Source organism: Sorangium sp. So ce321, assembly GCF_051530195.1.
GTDB lineage: Bacteria > Myxococcota_A > Polyangia > Polyangiales > Polyangiaceae > Sorangium.
Genome location: NZ_CP150329.1, coordinates 5,098,659 through 5,114,351, shown reverse-complemented (window position 1 = coordinate 5,114,351; position 15,693 = coordinate 5,098,659). Strand labels below are relative to the sequence as shown.

Here is a 15,693-nt window from a genome sequence, read left to right as displayed (position 1 = left end):
CGATGAACCCGGACGATCCATCCGGGCGCCTCCTCCACACGTCGAGCCACGTACTCGCGCTTGAGTACCTCGTCGTCGGCGCGTCGGCGGAGACGTCGACCAGACGGCCGAGATCCCTCAGGGGGACAGGATGAGCACCTTGACCTGACTCGGCACGATCCGCATTCCGGGGCAGTTCGTGGAGTTCTGCAGGCTCATGCTGGTCAGCCGGGTGGCCGGCATGCCGCCGACGAGGCAGGTGAACGCGGCGGTGATGTGGCGGGAAGGCCCCATGACCGAGCCGGACGCGACCCCCAGGGCGATGCCGGGCTGATCGCCGACGGAGATGAGCTGCGTCGTCAGCAGGTTATGCGCGGGCGCGCACATGAACAGCACGTTGTACGCGGCTGGCGCGCTCACCGGGCCAAAGGATATGTTCGGATAAGGGATCGGGGCAGGCACCGGCGGGGTGAGGCACACGTCCGGAAACCCCAGGTTCATCCCGCCCATCTGCGTGTTCGCGAACATGATGCCTCCTCAACCCAGGTGGATCTGCTCGCCGTCGATCTTGACGAGCTCCTGCGCCGTCACCAGCGTGTTCTCGCCGCGCAGGCTCATCGTCTTCCTCGCGACGTAATCGAGCCGCTCGGCCCGGAGGTGCTCGCTCTCCTCGATGGTGCGGTAGGAGCGCTTCACCCGCTGCGAGAGCCGCTCCAGCACGGAGTCGAGGCTCCCGGCAAGGACCTTGACCTTGCTGATCTCCGCGCGAAGGAGCGTCCCGACGAACGAGAGGCGTTGCAGCGCGACGTTCCCGTCGACGGCGTTCACCGAGAGGCCCGCCGAGACCACCGCCACCTCCTTGGCCGAGACCAGGCCGATGCCGTCCTGCGCGGCGACGCTGAGGCGACCGGCAGGCAGCTTGATGTTCAGGTCGCCGTCCGCGACGATGCTCCCGGGCGCGCCGTCCTCCCGCTCCAGCACGGAGAGCACGTAGCAACGCCCGTCGGACGCCACGGCAACGAGCACGAGGTCGCCCGCCTCGGGCTCGAGGAGGCACCCCTTGGCGCGCTTCGCCCGGACTTCGCCCGCGTCGGTCTCGACGACGAGCGCCGCGCCGTCGGCGCGCACCACGGTGCCGAACTCCTGAGTGACCAGAGCCCTCGGCTCCTGCTTTCTCGCCAGACTGCGCATAATTCCCTCGTCAACGCGTAGACGTCTCAACACCCACGGCCGGAGGCTCCGAGCTCCCCCGGCTGCTGCTCAAAACCCGTGATTGCCACTGCTCCGCCTCGGCGAGATCCGCGTCGTCGCCGAGGGCGGCCGCCCGGTTGGACCACACGGCCCCTTCGTCCTTGATCCGATGGAGGCGCGCTCGAAACAGGGTCGCCCTCGAGAAATCGCCGGCAGAGACGTCGGCGTGTGAGAGGTCGGCGTACGTCAGGTTGGCGCCGTTCCAGCGCGCGCCCGCGCACGCGGCCCGGGTCAGGATGCACATCTCCAGGTTGGCGCCGGCGAGGTTGGCCTCGATGAGGCGAGCGCCCACGAAGACCGACTCCTTGAGCACGGCCCCGGCGAGGCTCGCGCCGGTGAGGTTGGCATTCACGAAGAGCGCCCGGCCCGCGAGCGCGCCGTCGAGCTTGGCGCCGGAGAGGTCCGCGTCCTTGAAACCGCACTGCGTCAGCGTCGCGCCGGAGAAGTCGCAGCCGCTGAGATCGGCGCCCGTGAACTGCGTCATCGTGAACGACATCCCGCGCAGGTCCTGGCCGGCGAGCTTCCCCTCCACGAGCACGACGAGCTCCAGGACGGCGCCGCCGAGGGTCGCGGTCGAGAGATCGGCGCGCACGAGCGCCGTCTGCTTCAGCACGGCGCCCGAGAGGTCGATCCGCTCGGTCCGCGCGTCCAGGATGACGGCGCGATCCAGGTTGGCGCGCGCGAGCCGGGCACCCGAGAGGCTCGTGTTGATCACGCTCGCGAGGGTCAGGTCTGCGCCGCTCAGGTCGATCCAGGAGAGATCGCCGCCGGTGAGCTGCGCTGCGATCAGGGAGGCGCCGTCCAGCTTCGCCCTCGTGAGATCACAGTCCACCATCGCCGCGAGGCGCAGGTTGGCGCCGGACAGGCGCGCGCCGCTGAAGCTGCAGCCGGTGACGGTCGACTCCTTCAGCCGAGCGCCCGAGAGGTCCGCGCCGGCGAAGCTCACCTTGTCGAATATCGCGCCGGAGAGGTCGGCGCCCGAGAGGTCGACGCCCGAGAGGTCGACGTCGGAGATGATCTCGCCGCCCTGGACCAGCTCGACCAGATCATTTCTGTCCATGGTTCTCCGGCGGCGCGACGAAGCGCACGTACTTTACATTGGCCCCCTTCAGGCTCGTCGCGGCGTTTCCGCGCATTTTCGCGGCGTCGACGCGGAACAGGTTGGCCCTCTCGAAGTTCGCGTCATCGACCTTCGCCTTCTGCAGCACGGCCTCCATCAGATCGATGCCGGACAGCGAGGCGCCCGAGAGATCTACCCGCGTGAGCATGGCGCCCACCGCGACGGCGCGATCCAGGCGAGCGCCCGTGAGGTCGCACTCGCTGAGATCGGAGCTCCGCAGGTTGGCCTCGGTGAAGTCGCTCCCTCTGAAGCAGGTGCCCCGAAGGTTGGCCTGCTCGAGCGAAGCGCCGCGGAAGTCGGCGCCGGCGAACGACGAGCCTGCGATGAGGCGGATGTTGTCGAGCTTGGCGCCGCGGAAGTCGGCGCCGTCGCCCTTGCCGGTGATGAACACCGACGCGCGGAGGTTCGCGCCGCGAAAGTCGACGCCCTCCACGTTGGCCTCGATGAAGGTGCACTGCTCGAGGTCTGCGCCGGCGAGCTGGGCGCCGGAGAGGTCGGCGTTGATAAGGACGAGGTTGCGCGCGGTCACGCGGCTGAAGTCGGCCCCGTCGAAGGTCGCCTCGGACAGGTCGGCGTCCGACAGGCGCGCGCCGGTCAGGTCGGCGCCCGAAAGGTTGGCCTTGGCCAGCACGGCGCCAGTGAGGTCGAGCCCGCCGCCCATCTTCACGTCGGAGAGGTTCGCTCCGCCGAAGTTCACGCCGGCAAGGTTCGCCCCGGTGAGATCCGCGCCGAGGAGATTGGCCCTTGCCAGGACCGCGCCGGCGATGTTCGCGCCGCACAGCCGGGTGCCCGTGAGGACCGCGGCCTCGAGCAGCGCGCCCTCGAGATCGATGCCCGACAGGTCGAGGTGCGAGAGATCGGTGCCCGTGAGATCGCGCCCCGCGAAGCTCTCCCCGGCCCGGTGCCCGGCGATCACCTCCTCCCGCCCGCGAGCGGCCTCCTCGCCGCCCAGCCGGGAGGCCGCCGGGTAGTGGTGTGCGAACTTCCGGTAGGCAGAGCGCATCTGCTCCTCGACCTCGAAGAGGCGCGCCGCGAGCTCCGGATCACCGAGCTGCGCCTCGATCTCGGGCCACTCGACCCCGCCGTTCCGCGCCATCTGAGCCACGTCCTCGAGCCGCTCGATCTCCTTCTTGGCCGAGAACCGGGGCGGGCCGCCGGCTTCCTTCTGCCGCTCGCCCATGATCGCGTCATAATCAACTCCGTGCTTCGCGCACTCGGCGCGCGCCCTCTGCTCCTCGGCCGCGCGGCGCGCCTCCACGTCCGCCTTGACCTTCTCGGCCTCGGTCATCGCCCGCTCGACGTACGCCGGCAGCTCGTCCAGGCTGGGCTCGATCACGTCCTCGTCCGGCGGCAACGGGGCGACGAGCGGCTCCGGATCGAGCCCCTGCGCGCGGATCTTCGCCTTGAGCTCCTCGATGTCCCGCTCCATCTTGGCGCGGGCGCGCTTCTGCCAGAGCCGCTCCGACTGGAGCAGCCTGGTCATCTCCGCCTGAGGGTCGTCCGGCAGCGGCCCCGCGTCCGGCTGCGGAGGCGGCATCAGATCCGCGTCACGCAGGAGGAACAGGTGCCCTTTCTCCTTGTCGAGCCGCTGGGCCATGACGGTTCGGTAATGGTCGCCCGGCTTGGGCTCGCCCATCGCCTCGCAGCCCGCGACGATGTGGAGCACGTCGGCCGCGTCGTCTTCGCGGATCTTGAGCACCCCGCGATAGACGAGGATCCCGCGCTCGTGGTGGGGGAAGAGCCGGACCGTGTCGAGGCGGGTCGCGATCTCCCGGAAGGACTCCCCCTCGCCGGTCTTCTGGTTGATGAAGCACCGCGTCGCCACCCCCGGCAGCGCCCCTTCGATCCGGGGCTTCCCGGGGTGCATGTTCTCGATGACGAACGCCTCGTCGCCCCGGAAATACCCCTCGATCTGCTGATCCGGCGGCGCGGTGTTGAAGAAGCTCCAGTCGAGGTCCTTGGCGAGCTCGGGGAAGCGCTCCTTGAGCCACGCTTCATCATACGTTCCGACCTTGGAGAAGCGCTGTGGCCAGGTCGGGTCGTAACCTCCGAACCCGGCGGGCGGGGGCCGGTCGCCGGGCGACCGGACGAGGCGGCGCGGATCCTCGATGTTGGGCAACGGATGGACCGAGCCGTTCTCGCCGCGCACCGGCGCGACGCCTTTGCCGAGCGGGTTCGGCGCGTAGCCCTCGCCGCCGAAGGCGTTCTGCCAGGTGATCGGCATCTCGGCGAACGGCTCTGGCTCGGTCATCCCCAGGAGCCCGAAGCGACGATTTCCGACGACATAGAGCGTCTTGTCGATGGCCCCGATCTGAAGCCGCACCGAGCATGCAGGGCGCGGCACGGCGCCCGCGGTGAAGCAGCGGCCGTTCACGAGCAGCTCTCCCCGGAGCTTCGGCATGCACTCATCGAGGATGGCGTCGCTCCCCAGCTCCGTGCCGGCGAACCTCCAGAGGCTCTGCTCGTAGAGCAGGCGCCTCGGCGCCTCGAACGGGAAGAAGACGAGGAGCGTCACGACGAGGTACGGCTCGCCGTCGTTCTCGAACACCTTGGTGAGCAGCCCCAGCCGGTTCGGCTTGATGGTCTTCATGAGGTTCGCAGCAGGCTTCCGCGGTCTTCTGCTGGGCGCCGCGCTAGTGGAACATGTGGATGAAGGATTGCCAGATCTGAGCCCCCGTCGAGGTCACCCTCGCCGCAGCATGCCTGGTGACCGTCACCGCTGAGCTACCCACCTCGACGCCCTTCTGCCAGACCTCGAGGAAGTTGCGGTTTACCACCAAATTTGCGTTCTTGACGTTGACGCCGAGGATCGCCTCCGCCTTCATCCCGACGATGACATCCAGCTTCAATCCCGCGACCAGCTCTGTCCTTTGCGGGGCGACGACGTTCAGGGTGCCGAAGCCGTAGGTGAGGTTGATCAGGCCACCGAAGGTGTTTTGAATTCTGACGCCCTGGATCTCGCGGTAGTCGGATTTGGCCTTCGCTCTGAAGTGCTGTGCCTCGATATTATAGTCACCCGTCGCGATGTGCTCGACGTTGCCGCCCGGGATCTCGACCTTCCAGCCATCGTTGAACTTCTGGTGCTGAAGGCCGGTGGTCTCCTCGTACCGGCCGCCCGTCGTCACCGTCGTCTTGTGATGGCCCTCGTACGTCTCGGTGACCGTCCCGTGGACGATCGTCTCCTCGGTACCGTGATCGGATTTGCGCAGGTTGGCGACCGTGGTGGTCTGGGTGTCCAGATATGTTTCCGTGACGGGCTTGGTGACCGTCTCGCTCTTCGTGCCCTTGTAAATCTCCGTGACGGCGTTCGTGACGGTCTCGGTCTTCGTGTCCTTGTACTCGAGGGTGACGGCGCCGGTGACGGTCTCTTTCAGGTAACCGCCGACCTCGGTCTCCATTTGATCGGTGACGTTATCTTTCCTCCAGCTGCCCGCCTTGATCTCGAGCGACCTGCCCGTCTGGATCAGGGCGGTACCGTCCGTCCTGGAGATGAAGTTGTGGTGATCGTTGGGCGCGCCCATGCGCAGTATCGTGTTCTCGGTCGGTGTGCTGACCGTGATGCGCTGCGCGCCCGCCTGATCCTCGAGCTCGATGCGGTTCCTGCCCCCGGTCTGGATGACGTTCCTCGTCCTGTTGGCCGAGGTGACGGGGCTCGGCGTGAGCGCGTTGGGGGCGACGCCGGCGATGACGGGGCGGTCCGGATCCCCGCCGAGGAAGGTGCACATCACCTCGGTGCCCTTGCGGAGGGGGAAATGGAACCCCTCGGTGCCGCCGCCGTGCGGCTGGAGCATGCGCACCCAGGTCGAGGCCTTGCCGCCCCGGAGGTTGCTCTCATCGAAGCTCAGCTTGACCGCGTAGCGACCGTACTGGTCGATCTGGGCGTACTCGCTGTCCGCCGCGCCGTCGACGACGGCGTGCTCGGTCCCGTAGATACGAGGCCACGGCGTCCGCTGCGGCGCCCGGTACTGGACGGTCGAGGAGACGGCCGTGACCTCCATCCGATACACATCGTCCCAGGTGAGCCCGATGAGCTGCATCAGCTCGGGCGCCCAGCCCGTCTGGTTGCCCCAGTGCTCGACCTCGGTGGCCAGATAAGCCGAATTGAACGCCGGCCTCGGATGCTCTTCGAGCTCGAACGTGTACCCGGGGCGCATGGTGAACGCCGCCCCGGTGCCGTGGTAGACGACCTGGCCCGCGAGCAGCTCCTGGGCCTTCACGGCCGCGAGGCGGCTGCCCTCGGCCGGCGTGAAGAAACGCGCGCCGTGGACGCTGATCTCGCCGAGCCCGTTCGCCGCGACGGGCGCCCTGCCGGAGATCTCGATCGCGGGATTGTTGTAATCATAGTCGCTCATGCGGACCCTGGACGGCATCGACGTGTGCCGGCACGTGAAGGTCCAGAGCACCTCTCCCTTGGCCCTGTCCTCGCCGAACTGCGGGACATACCGGACCGCCTTCTGGCCGAGCGGGGCGTGGACGCCCTTGTCGTCGGTGATGATGAGCGTCTCCCCGCCCTCCCCTTGCTCGAAGTAATAATAGAGCCCCTCGCGCTCCATCCACCGCGAGATGAAGTCGAAGTCGCTCTCGCGGTACTGGCACACGTGTTCCTGCGGCTTGTAGCTGCCGATCAGCCTGAGCTCGTAATCCGAGACCCCAGCGCCCGAAAGCACCGTCTTGATGATGTCGGGCACCGTCTGGTCGGTGAAGACCCGGCTATGCAGGGAGACGGTGAGCTTCCAGAGCTGCGGCACGAGCACAGCGCGGAAGACGGAGCGCTCGCCAAACGCGTGGACGAGCTCCACCGTCGCGAGGATACCGTTCACGAGGAAGGGAGCCTCGCCGTCCGACGGGGAGAGGCGGAGTGTCGCCTTCGTGCCCACAGCGTCGGCGAGGTCGAGATCCTGGCCCACGTAGTTCGTCGTCACGAGATAAATCTCGAAGACGTACGGTTTCGACAGCCCCTCTGTCCCTCGAAAGCCAACGACCCGCGTGGCGGCAGGGAGCGCCCTGCCGCTGACGGTGAACGCATCTTGCATGATTGTAATTCCCCGTTGTCGGTGCGCGTTAGCTCCTGGCGCCGGAAGATCGTCGACTATAGAGGCGATTTCTGGAAAGCAAAGCAATGATTGTATGTCACGACGGCGCGTCGCCGTCGTGCGAACCGCACGCCCGACATCGCATCGCGCGGCTCAGCCGGCCTGCGCCGCCGGGGCGTCGCCGTCCGCGGGCTGCCGCGGCGCTCCGCGCAACGTCGCGATCTCGGCCTCGACGCGCGCTCTCAGGCGCGGATCGCCGGCGAGCCGCCTGGCCCAGAGCCGCTTCATTTGCGTCCACACTGTGCGTCGAATGGCGAGCGGATCGAGCGCCGCGGCGGCACCGTAGCGCTCGGTCGCGACGACCAGTCGCGCATAATCGGTCGGATGCAAAACGCCGCGGATGGCCTCCCAGGCGGCGAGATAGGCTGCATCGAACCGATCGCGGAGCGGTCGCTCGCGGCGTCGGGCCTCCTCCGCCATCGCCTCTTGCCATCGCGTATCGGCCTGCTCCCAGCGCTCATCGGAGAGGCCGTGCGCGCGGAGCACGTCGGCCCGGGGGACCGGCCGCTCCGCGAGCTCCGCCGCGACGATCGCGCACCGCTCGATGCTGACCTCGTCGCCCTCGCCGAGCGGCGGGAGCGGCCCCGGGACCTCGTCGCCCTCGCGTCGGAGCTCGTGAAAAAAGCGAGACGCGGCCGGCTGCTCGGACGCTTCCGAGACGAGCCCCGGGACCCCGGTGGCGTCGAGGGGAGCCTCGAAGCACGCCGGCGCCGCCGCCGTCAGCGCGGAGGTCGCGGGTCCCACGGACGCGGAAGGCGCCCGCGCGGCGCGCTCGCCGGACCAGGGCGCGCCAGGGATCGATCCGCACCGCCGCGAGGGCGTCCTCGTCGGCGACGGGGAAGATCCGGCGCCACACGACCGTGCAGCGCTGCTCGACGCCGTCGATGCGAAGCGTGTCGGCGTTGAGCTCGAGCAGCTCGCCGTCTGCCGCAGCGGAGTCGGCGAGCCCCCGGATCCGCGCCACCCCGCGCGCGCCGGGCAAGCGCATCTGAAGCCGTGGAGCCGCCGGATTCAGGTGCTCGAGCACGATCCACTCATCGCCTTGCAGGAATGCGATCCGCTGGTCCGCGGGCGCCGCCTGGAAGTACGACCAGTCGAAGCCCGCGGGGATGTCGGCGTCCGGCCCCTCGAGCGCCTTGCGAGGCGTGCTGCCGAGCAGCCGACGGCGCACCGGCGAGGCGCGCGCGAGCGGCGCGAAGCCAGCGGGGCGTGCGGGATCCTGGAGGTCGAGGATATTGGCCGGGCCGTCCATCGGCTCCCTATCGAACGGATTCTCCCATCCGTCCGCACCGCAAACCGCCCTCTCGTACACGAGGGGTATCTGCCGGAAAGGGCCCTTGTCGCGGACGAGGAGGCGCTTGTCGAGCACCCAGCCGCCCGCGCTGTAGACCGCGAGCCGCACCGGCAAGGACTGGACCTCGGTGCCGCGCGGAGCGTGCGCGTCGCCGGTGAAGACCACATCGGCGCGACCGAGGTAGGGCGCGAGGTCCCCGCTCCAGCGGACGCTCCGCGCCGGGTTTTTGCCATGGTGGACCTCGGCGCGGAGGATCTCCTGCGGATCGGTCCGCCACATCACCGCGTCGGTCGCGAAGGCGAAGCTCGCCTTGGCGATGACGGTGATGTAGTGCCGGCCCTGCGTGCGCCAGGCGATCGCGGTGGCCGCGGCGCCTTTCAGCGGCGTCACGGCGCCGCGCGGGAGCGCGCTCATGATCGTGCTCTCCGACAACCGCTCCCGGCCATGGCTCGCCTCGGCACCATGAATCGCCTCACATGTTGAGTACCCCCTCTTGTGTGAAGAGCGCGTGGCAGTCTCGCGATCTATGTGTGACCGAAGCGCCGGCGCACGGCGCATCTCGTCGCCGGCGGGTCGAGCAGCAGCGTCCCCGCACGCCTGCGCTCGGGCGTTCAAGCGTCACGCGGGCCGGACCGCTCGCCCGTGAGCTCCACCTCGAGCCCGCCTTGCTCGGACGGCCGCGACGTGAGGCGGAAGCCGTGGAGCTTCGAGGACTCCCCATTCGCCAGCATGGCACTCGTCATGATCACGCCGGGCGACGTCGACGCGTGGATATGCGCTCTCCAGACGGAGCTGACCGCGCTCCGGCAGCGGACAGCTGTAGAGCATGCGCTCGCCCACATCGCAGCGCGAAAAGGGCACAGCGCGCGCTCCATCGGCGCCAGGAGAAGCTTGTTCGACCTCCGGCGCGGAGCAGCGATCCAGAACCTCGAGGCCGCCCAGCGGCAGATGCAGGCGGCAGCGCCGCCTATTGGATTCAGACGATTTTCAATCTATTCGGCGCTCTGGCGAACGCGAGTCCCGCGCGGACGCTCCCGCTCGATGGTGACCGCGCTCTTGTCGTCGGGCGGCCCAGGCGTCCCCGCCCGCTCGGGAGCGACCTCGCGCGTCGCGGTCTCGCGCTTCTTGGTCCGCGGGTTCACGTACCAAAATACGGCGATGGTGGATTGGGAGGTAGGGGCATGAGCTGGAGGCATTGGCCGCGCTGCTCTGACCGGGGCGCCCAGCGGCTATCGAGCCGACCTTCCATCCGGCGCCAACAGGGCTCTACGAGCAGAAAAACGCCGCAAAGGGACGAAAAAAAATGACTTGACGGCCGTGACCCCCCTGACCTAAGCTGTGGACCAGCGATTTTGTGCATAGACAGGGGCGCTCGAACGGTTCGCGGCCCTGACAGAAACTCTCATCCTGGAGGGGTGACGAAATGGCGACACTGCAGATCAAGGTGACGGGGTCACTCGGCGACGACATCATCGAGTTCGCAGCCAGTCAGTATGGGCACGCGCATGCCGTCAATGAAGCCATTGCCTACCTGACAAGACTGCAGATGAAGGCCATCGCCAGCGACCACGCATCCCGTGACAAGGGTGAAGAAGCACCGAAGATGGGATGGGAAAAGAAGGACTTCATGCTGAAGGCGAAGTGACGCCAGCTGTTCAGCTGGGCACTCCGCGAGCTCGATCGTCCACCGGCAGCGGGCCTGCAGAGCAGGCCCACGAGCCACCATCCCACCGTTGCTCACAATGGATGAACCGCTGATCGAAGCCGTCAAGCACGGTGACGCGGCTGCCGTTCAGGCGTTGATCGACTCTGGGGTCAACGTCAATATCCACGGCAACGAACAGAAGTGGACTCCTCTGAGCTACGCCGCCGGTAGCGGCAATTTGGCCATAGTCAAGCTCCTGGTCGAAGCCGGTGGTGCAGACGTGACCTTGACCGGCTGCGACAACCGGACACCCTACGACATCGCCGTGGCCGCCGGTCGCAGGGCCGTGGCGCGCTACCTGGCCGATGCCGAAGCGCTCGCCAGCGGCAGGCCCAGGGCCCCCAAGCCCTATTGCAGGGCCTATCACCTTCGTGCCCTGCGCGAGTTCCCGGGCTGGACCGAGAACGGACCCCCTGGTGAGGACGACACCGTGGTCTTCGTCCACCAGGACCTCACGGTCACGCGCTCGATGTTCCACGGTGAAGATGTCGTCATGAGTGACGTGTCACCACAATGGCAGGCATTCTGCCGTGACATCTTGAGCTTCGAGGTGCCGGACGACTTCGATTTGATGCCCATCGAGCATTGAAACCGACGGAAGCGGCTGATCCGAATGAACCCTGAACAAGAGGACGACAAGACGATCTACGACGTCGTCGTCAATCAAGAAGAGCAGTACTCGATCTGGCCGAAGCACCGGGACGTCCCCCTCGGCTGGCAGGCCGTCGGCAAGAGCGGCCTCAAGTCGGAGTGTCTGGAGTACGTCCGCGAGGTATGGACCGACATGCGACCGCTCAGCCTTCGCAAGAAGATGGCGGAGCTGGAGGCCCAACGACCGGAGCTGGAGCGAGCAGAGGCCCGGAGGCTCGAGGAGGCAAGCAAGACGCCGAAAGCTCCTCAGGACGACCTGGTCGAGTTCCTGTCCAACGGGGAGCATCCCGTCGAGGCGTGGCTCCAGCCCGAGAGGTCTGTCGAGCAGCTCAACGAGGCCCTCCGTTGTGGCTTCGTACACGTCAAGTTCACCGACACACGGGGTGGCACGCTGTTCGGATTCAGCGTCGACCGAGACGCCTCCGACCTCGGTCGGGCCGACTTCGACAAGGGCACCGGAGGCGTTCATCTCGAGGGCGTGTTCACGCTCAACTACGTGAAGGTCCGCTGCGTCGCCGACCTGGAGCTCGAGACACTGGCAGGCCGGGGCAAGCTCGTGCGGGTGGAATGAGGACGGTTCCCCCGAGGCGGGCGTCGAGCGTGCGGCAGCATCCCGTGCTTTCGCGCCTGCTCCCTCGCGCCATCGCGTGGGCCGAGGCCCAGTCGCAGGAGATCTGCGCCAGGGGTGCGCCGTTGAGCCCGCAGCAACTCCCGCTGGCGATCGCGGTCGGAGTCACCCGGCCGGAGCTCGTGCGAGTCTGCGAGGTGAATCGAGTGCCGGCCCCCGCGGACGTCGAGCTGCGAGAGACCGCGGTGGACCTCGGCCTGCTGGGGCCGACGATGATCGGCATCACCTTCGGGTACGGCATCTACTTGATGAACGGCCACGTCACCAACCGACTGGTCTCTCACGAGTGTAGGCACGTGCAGCAATATGAAGCGGCAGGCTCGATCGCTGCGTTCCTGCCCGTGTACCTCGATCAGCTGCTGACCTTCGGGTACGACGACGCCCCGCTGGAGGTCGATGCTCGCTCGCACGAGCGCGACCAAGCCTGACGGGGTGCCATGGGGCAGCCGAGCGCCGGCACGGAGCCCTCACTCGCGTAGCTTGCGGGGTGGCAAGGTGACCGAGTAGGCCTCCCGTGACACCCGTGGAATCGACGCCGGCTTCACGCTGCGGGGGGCGTCCTGCTCGACGGCTTGGGCCATCCCTCGCACGGTGGGATCCTTGAACAGGACTCGAAGGGAGAGCTGAATGCCGCGCTGACGGACCTTCGTGATCAGCTTCGCGGCCAGCAAGGAGTGACCGCCTCGTTTGAAGAAGTCGTCGGTCACGCCGACCCGGTCGAGCCCCAGGATCTCGGCAGCGGCGGCGGCCAAGTACGTCTCCAGCGGCGTTCGGGGCGGCTCGTACGTCTGGTCGGGGTCAACCGCGATGGGCTCCATCGCCGGAAGCGCACGGCGGTCGATCTTGCCGTTGCCCGTCAAGGGAAGCGCTTCCAGGGCCACATAGGCGGACGGGACCATGTACTCCGGAACCTTCATCGACAAGAAGCGCGAGAGCTCGCCGGTGGACGGGACCTCACCGGCGCTGGCCACGAAATAGGCCACCAAGCGTTGCTCGTGCCGTGCGTCCCTCTGGCAGACGACCACGGCTTTCGCAACCCTGGGATGCTCGCAGAGCGCGGCCGACACTTCCTGGGGCTCGATGCGGAACCCCCGTATCTTGACCTGCTCGTCGTTGCGCCCCAGATACTCGAGCTCGCCGCTGGACGACCAGCGCGCAACGTCGCCAGACCTGTACATCCGGGCGCCCGGAGCTCGCTGGAAGGGACACGGAACGAAGGCGTCGGCGGAGAGGTCGGGCCGATCGAGATACCCCCGGGCGAGACCACCGCCCCCCACGTACACGTCGCCCGCGACTCCGACAGGAGCCGGCCGTCCGCGCCGATCGAGCACGTGGACGCTCGCACCAGGCAGCGGCTCGCCGATCAGGCTTCGCCCCGCGCTCAGCTCGCCGCGCTTCAAGCGGCGATAGGTGACATGGACGGTCGTCTCCGTGATGCCGTACATGTTGATGAGTCGCGGGAGCTCGTCCCCGTAAGTCTCGCACCACGGACGCAGCTCCGAGGGATCGAGGCGCTCGCCGCCGAGCACGACGAACCGCGTCGCGAGCTTCGGGCGGCTCTCCTTCACCTGGTTCGCGAGCTGAATGAAGGCCGAGGGCGTCTGGCTGAGGGCGGTGACCCGCTCCTCCCGCAATCGCTGCAGGAACACCTCCGGAGAGCGGCTCGAGAGGTGGGGAACGACCACCAGCCTGCCGCCGTGCAGCAGCGCGCCCCAGATCTCCCAGACAGAGAAGTCGAAGGCGATGGAATGGAACAGCGTCCAGACGTCCTCCGTGCCTGGCTCGAACAACGGGGCCGCCGCCTCGAACAGGCGGACCACGTTCGCGTGGGAGACCAGGACCCCCTTGGGCTTCCCGGTGGAGCCCGACGTGAAGATCACGTACGCGAGGTTGTCGTCGCTCACGCCCGTGCTCGGACTCTCGGTCGACTCCCGCGCGATGGTCGGCCAGTCATCGTCCAGGAGCAGCGTCGCCGGGGCGGGCTCCTCCGCCCGCAACGTACCCTCGTGAGCGCGTTGCGTCAGCACGAGCCCAAGGCGGGTCTCCTGGATGATCCGCGCCGTGCGCTCGCTCGAGTGCGCGGGGTCCAGCGGCACATAGGCTCCACCCGCCTTCAGGATCCCCAGCACCCCCACGATCATCTCGACGCCGCGCTCCACGTAGAGGCCCACGCGCACCTCGGGGCCAATGCCTCTTCTTCGCAGGCAGTGCGCCAGCTGGTTCGAGCGGCGGTCGAGCTCGCCGTACGTGAGCTGATGCCCCTCGCACACGACGGCCACGGAGTCCGGCGTGCGCTCTGCCTGCCTCTGAAACCGCTCGTGGAGCGTCCCGGGGTGGACGGCGATCGATGGCGCCGCCGCGCGATTGAACACCGCCTCCTCCTCGCGCGTGAGCAGGCGGAGCGCGCTGATGCGTTCGTGCGGCGTCTCGGTGATCGACTGCAGCAGCTGGCGAAAGTGCGCCAGGAACCGGTCGATGGTGGCCGAGTCGAACAGATCCGTGTTGTAGATCGCAGTGCCCAGCCATACCTCGTGCTCGGACGCTCCCTCGCTCGGGAACGACCAGCCGGACTTGCTGTCGAATATCGCGAACGAGAAATCGAAGGGCGCGATGCCGGTATCGATGTTCAGCGCGCTGACGCGCAGCCCGGTGCGGTCCAGCTGGGGCAGCGGCGCGTTCTGCAGCATCATCATCACCTGGAACAGGGGGCTGTGGCTGAGGCTTCGCTCCGGCCGCAGGTGCTCGACCAGCTTGTCGAAGGGCAGATCCTGGTGGTCGAAAGCGTCCAGCGCGACACGGCGACACTGTTGGAGCAGGTCACGAAAGCTGGGATCGCCCGCGAGATCGGCGCGCAGCACCAGCGTATTGATGAAGCAGCCGACCAGGTCCTCCAGCTCGCTCCGATTGCGATTGGCGACGACCGTTCCGATCGCGATGTCCTCCTGGTTCGTGTACCTGTGCAGCAGAACGTTCAGCGCCGCCAGCAGGACCATGAAGCGGCTCACCCGCTCCGCGCTGGCCAGCCGGCTCAGCGCATCGTCGAGCGCCTTGGGCAGGGTGAACGGCTTCGAGGCGCCGCGAAACGACTCCACGACCGGGCGCGGGCGATCCGTGGGCAAATCGAGCACCGGAGGAAGCGAGGACAGCTGCCGCTTCCAGTACGACACCAGCTCTTCGAGGCGCTCCCCCTGCAGCCGCTCTCGCTGCCAGACCACGTAGTCGCCGAACTGCAGCGGCAGGTCGGGGAGCGGAGACGGTACACCGAGCCGATAGGCCTCGTAGAGCGCAAAGAGCTCCTTGGCAAGGATTCCCAGCGTCCAGCCATCGGCCACGATGTGGTGGAAGATGAGCAGCAGCACGTGCTCGCGCTCCCCGAGCCACAGCAGCTTGCGCCGAACGAGGGGGCCACGCGTGAGATCGAACGGAAAGCGTGCATCGTCCGCGATCAGCCGCTGAACCAGCTCCGTCCGGTGCAGCTCCGAGAGATGGCGCAAGTCGACGAGCGGCACCTCCTCCAGCCGTGGATAACGGACGCCCTGGCACGGCTCGCCGTCCACCTCGTCGATCGTCGAGCGAAGGATGTCGTGCCGGCGGATGAACTCGGCCAGGCTCTGACGCCACGCCTCCGAGCCGAGCACCCCCTCGATGCGCACCGGCACCTGGGTGACGTACGCCATGCTCTTCGACCCCAGCCGGTCCATCGCCCACAGACGCTGCTGCGCGAAGGACAGCGGGACTCTCCCCTGGCTGCGGGCGGGCTGGATCCGGTCCGGCTCGCGAGCATGGCGCTGCTCCGCGTCGCGAAGGAATGCCAGCAGCTGCGGCTTCATCGCCTCGATCTGCGACTTCAGCTCCGGCGTCAGCGCGCCAACAGGCGCATTCACCCGCAGCCGATCGCCCTCGACACGGATCCTGATCCCCAACTGCCGCAACTGCGCCAACAGCTCGAAAACGGGTCTCATGCAGCTACCT

Annotated in this window: 12 protein-coding genes; 4 read left to right on the top strand and 8 right to left on the bottom strand. The window is 67.8% G+C overall.

Annotation, left to right across the window (positions count from 1 at the left end; all coding sequences use genetic code 11):
- Positions 1–117 precede the first annotated feature (117 nt).
- The 7 genes from WME89_RS19320 to WME89_RS19290 form a co-directional block, all read right to left on the bottom strand.
- Positions 118–507, bottom strand: a complete 390-nt coding sequence (locus WME89_RS19320) for a DUF4150 domain-containing protein (protein WP_104977955.1) — start codon at positions 505–507, stop codon at positions 118–120.
- Between the two features lie 9 nt (positions 508–516).
- The gene (locus tag WME89_RS19315) at positions 517–1,170 is read right to left on the bottom strand and encodes a DUF3540 domain-containing protein (RefSeq protein WP_438010586.1); all 654 of its coding nucleotides are present in this window, start codon (positions 1,168–1,170) and stop codon (positions 517–519) included.
- Positions 1,171–1,180: 10 nt separating this feature from the next.
- Positions 1,181–2,290 carry a pentapeptide repeat-containing protein gene (locus tag WME89_RS19310; protein ID WP_438010585.1) on the bottom strand — a complete coding sequence of 370 codons (1,110 nt, stop codon included), beginning with the start codon at positions 2,288–2,290 and terminating at the stop codon, positions 1,181–1,183.
- The gene (locus WME89_RS19305; RefSeq protein WP_438010584.1) at positions 2,277–4,940 is read right to left on the bottom strand and encodes a DUF2169 domain-containing protein; all 2,664 of its coding nucleotides are present in this window, start codon (positions 4,938–4,940) and stop codon (positions 2,277–2,279) included. Before WME89_RS19305 ends, WME89_RS19310 begins: the two co-directional genes overlap by 14 nt.
- 43 nt (positions 4,941–4,983) lie before the next feature.
- Positions 4,984–7,383 carry a type VI secretion system Vgr family protein gene (locus WME89_RS19300; protein WP_438010583.1) on the bottom strand — a complete coding sequence of 800 codons (2,400 nt, stop codon included), beginning with the start codon at positions 7,381–7,383 and terminating at the stop codon, positions 4,984–4,986.
- A gap of 153 nt (positions 7,384–7,536) precedes the next feature.
- Positions 7,537–7,863, bottom strand: a complete 327-nt coding sequence (locus tag WME89_RS19295; RefSeq protein ID WP_438010582.1) for a hypothetical protein — start codon at positions 7,861–7,863, stop codon at positions 7,537–7,539.
- Positions 7,864–7,900: 37 nt separating this feature from the next.
- The gene (locus tag WME89_RS19290; protein WP_438010581.1) at positions 7,901–9,151 is read right to left on the bottom strand and encodes a DUF2169 family type VI secretion system accessory protein; all 1,251 of its coding nucleotides are present in this window, start codon (positions 9,149–9,151) and stop codon (positions 7,901–7,903) included.
- A 1,009-nt stretch (positions 9,152–10,160) separates the two neighbouring features.
- Here WME89_RS19290 and WME89_RS19285 point away from each other — a divergent pair.
- The 4 genes from WME89_RS19285 (at position 10,161) to WME89_RS19270 (ending at position 12,149) form a co-directional block, all read left to right on the top strand.
- Positions 10,161–10,382 carry a hypothetical protein gene (locus WME89_RS19285; RefSeq protein WP_438010580.1) on the top strand — a complete coding sequence of 74 codons (222 nt, stop codon included), beginning with the start codon at positions 10,161–10,163 and terminating at the stop codon, positions 10,380–10,382.
- 97 nt (positions 10,383–10,479) lie between these two features.
- Positions 10,480–11,031 (top strand): ankyrin repeat domain-containing protein, encoded by a 552-nt coding sequence (locus tag WME89_RS19280; protein WP_438010579.1) that lies wholly within the window; start codon positions 10,480–10,482, stop codon positions 11,029–11,031.
- A gap of 24 nt (positions 11,032–11,055) precedes the next feature.
- Entirely contained in the window at positions 11,056–11,664 is a 609-nt protein-coding gene (locus WME89_RS19275) for an MbtH family NRPS accessory protein (RefSeq protein ID WP_438010578.1), read from the top strand.
- A gap of 29 nt (positions 11,665–11,693) precedes the next feature.
- Complete coding sequence (locus WME89_RS19270) at positions 11,694–12,149, top strand: hypothetical protein (protein ID WP_438010577.1); 456 nt, start codon at positions 11,694–11,696, stop codon at positions 12,147–12,149.
- 39 nt (positions 12,150–12,188) lie between these two features.
- Here the strand turns inward: WME89_RS19270 and WME89_RS19265 are convergent, their stop codons facing one another.
- Entirely contained in the window at positions 12,189–15,683 is a 3,495-nt protein-coding gene (locus WME89_RS19265; RefSeq protein WP_438010576.1) for an amino acid adenylation domain-containing protein, read from the bottom strand.
- Between the last annotated feature and the right edge of the window lie 10 nt (positions 15,684–15,693).